This is a genomic window from Nitrobacter vulgaris (genome assembly GCF_002028545.1).
GTDB lineage: Bacteria > Pseudomonadota > Alphaproteobacteria > Rhizobiales > Xanthobacteraceae > Nitrobacter > Nitrobacter vulgaris.
Window position 1 is genome coordinate 1 of the sequence record NZ_MWPQ01000027.1, and the last position, 2,410, is coordinate 2,410.

General features: G+C 63.7%; 3 protein-coding genes. All 3 read left to right on the top strand.

The window, feature by feature from the left end; translation table 11 throughout:
• Nucleotides 1-174: 174 nt before the first annotated feature.
• From exbB to B2M20_RS06715, 3 genes are read left to right on the top strand one after another with little or no spacing between them, the layout of a single operon-like run.
• Entirely contained in the window at nucleotides 175-1,131 is a 957-nt protein-coding gene (exbB, locus tag B2M20_RS06705) for a tonB-system energizer ExbB (RefSeq protein WP_079446307.1), read from the top strand.
• 3 nt (nucleotides 1,132-1,134) lie between these two features.
• On the top strand, nucleotides 1,135-1,608 hold the full coding sequence (exbD, locus tag B2M20_RS06710; protein WP_079446308.1) for a TonB system transport protein ExbD: 474 nt from the start codon (nucleotides 1,135-1,137) through the stop codon (nucleotides 1,606-1,608).
• Nucleotides 1,609-1,610: 2 nt separating this feature from the next.
• On the top strand, nucleotides 1,611-2,405 hold the full coding sequence (locus B2M20_RS06715) for a TonB family protein (RefSeq protein ID WP_079446309.1): 795 nt from the start codon (nucleotides 1,611-1,613) through the stop codon (nucleotides 2,403-2,405).
• Nucleotides 2,406-2,410 lie beyond the last annotated feature (5 nt).

Here is a 2,410-nt window from a genome sequence, read left to right on the forward strand (position 1 = left end):
CGTCTTTTTTCTGATAGCGGAGCATGGTAGGAGTGCCCGTACACGCAGCCTGTTTTTCGATCTGGACGGCGCTACAGAGCCTTGTCGAACGCTTTGGGCTGATGATCCCTGAAATGGTAAATTGGTCGGCATCTATGATCCTGTTTTCTGTTGAGCCGAGATGTGAACGCAGTGATGTTTAGAACGTCACTGAGGACGATTTCGCTTGCGGTCACGCTGACTGTCTTGTCGCTGGTTTCTCCTGCGATTGCGCAGCAGAGCAGTGCGCCGCATCCGACGGCGCCATCCGCGCAGACGCCGGCATTGTCTGCACCGGCAACGACGGTTCAGGCGCCCTCGTCGCCCTCCGGCGCATCGGGGCCGTCTTCCACCGAGGCTGCGCCGTCCCCCGCCGGTGACGCCGGCGCCAACCTGCTGGAGCAGGCGTCACCTCACGACCTGTCTCCGTGGTCGATGTTTATGTCGGCCGATATTGTGGTCAAGCTGGTGATGATCGGTCTTGCGTTTGCCTCGCTGGTGACGTGGACGATCTGCATCGCGAAAATGGTGGAGCTGTCGCTGGCGCGGCGCAAACTGGGCGCGGCGCTGACGGAGGTCAGCGAGTCACGCTCGCTGGCGGAAGCGCAGATGGCGCTTGGCGCAAAGGATGGCGTGCTGGCGTCGTTGCTGGCGTCGGCGATGCACGAGGCGCGGCTGTCGGCCGGAATTTCCAGCGACGCCGGCATCAAGGAGAGAGCGGCGTCGAACTTCGCTGAAATCGTCCGCGCTGAATCCCGCCGCATCCGGCTCGGCATGGGTCTGCTTGCGACGATCGGCGCGACGTCCCCGTTCGTTGGTCTGTTCGGCACCGTATGGGGCATCATGAACAGCTTCATCGGGATTTCGAAGTCGCAGACCACGAACCTCGCGGTGGTGGCGCCCGGCATCGCCGAGGCGCTGTTGGCGACGGCGCTCGGTCTGGTCGCGGCGATTCCCGCGGTCATCATCTACAATCACTTCGCACGCGTGACGAAAGGCTACGTCGAGCTGGTCAGCCGCGCATCGGGATCGGCCGGCCGGTTGCTGTCGCGCGATCTTGATCGCACGCATGTCGGTTCGATCGGCGGGGCGCGGTCGCGCGCGGCGGAGTAGGCGATGGGCGCATCGATTGCAGAAGGCGGTCTCGACGACGACGAGGATTACGCTGAAGCGCACGAGATCAACGTCACGCCGTTCATCGACGTCATCCTGGTTCTTCTGATCATCTTCATGGTGGCGGCGCCGCTGTCGACCGTCGATCTTCCGGTCAACCTGCCGACGTCGAGCGCGACACCGCAGAAGAAGCCTGACAAGCCGACCTATGTCAGCATCAAGGCCGATCTTGCCGTCGCTATCGGCGAGACCATGGTCAAGCGCGTCGATCTGGTGCGGACGCTGGACAACACGCCGAACATAACCAAGGACAGTTTCATCTTTCTGCGGGCGGACCGCGCGGTGCCTTACGGCGACCTGATGGACGTGCTGGAGATTCTGCGCGTGGGCGGCTTCACGAAAATCAAGCTGGTTGCGCTCGAGGGTGTTCCGGACGCCCAGTCCGTTCCGGCCGCGGCTAACGCAGCAAAGCCCTGACCATGTCTGAGATCATCGCAGAGCCACCGCCGTCCCGCCGTCTTTGGGCTTTGTCAGCGGCCGCCGCGCTCGCGATCCATCTCGGGTGTGTGGCGCTGGCGGTGGCTCACATGCAAACCGATGAGTCGGCCGATGATCTCGGCGCGCCGGCGATCGAGATCGGACTCGATCTGTCCTCGCCGCATCGCGAGGCGACCGACCTTCCGCCCGGGCCGGACACCGACGCATCCGTCGCCTCGCCCGCGCTTGCCGAGCAGAAGGCGGTCGAGAAGGAAACCGATCTGCCCAAGGACACGCCGACGGAGACCACCGAGCCGGATCGGATCGTCACCGAGGCCGACTCAAAAAAGCCGGTCGATGACGACCCCGAAAAGGCGGCGAAGCCGACGACGGCCTCGCAGGAATCGGCGGCCTCTGAAGCGACCGCGATGCCGAGCGTTGAGAATGCCCAGGAATCGGAGCGTTCGGTCGCGCCGCAGCAAGGCACCGGCGCAAGCGCGCGCCGAATCCTGGCCACCTGGCAGAAGGAATTGGTCGCTCATCTCGACAAGCACAAGCGCTATCCGCCTGAACACATCCAGAAAAACGTCGAGATCCTCGTCAACTTCGTGCTCGATCGCCTCGGCCATGTCGTGTCGGCCACCATCGTGAAGGGATCGGGGGATCCGGTCTTCGACAACGCCGCACTCGCCATGATGCACCGGTCCGATCCGGTGCCGCCGCCGCCACCGCTGATAGCGGACGAGGGATTGAGCTTCACCCTGCCCGTCGTCTTCCGCGTCAAAGGCAAAGGATAAGGCGG

Bases quoted from the DNA above. Each gene is read 5' to 3' on its own strand.
- exbB (WP_079446307.1), top strand. From the start codon at position 175: ATGTTTAGAACGTCACTGAGGACGATTTCGCTTGCGGTCACGCTGACT.
- B2M20_RS06715 (WP_079446309.1), top strand. From the start codon at position 1,611: ATGTCTGAGATCATCGCAGAGCCACCGCCGTCCCGCCGTCTTTGGGCT.
- exbD (WP_079446308.1), top strand. From the start codon at position 1,135: ATGGGCGCATCGATTGCAGAAGGCGGTCTCGACGACGACGAGGATTAC.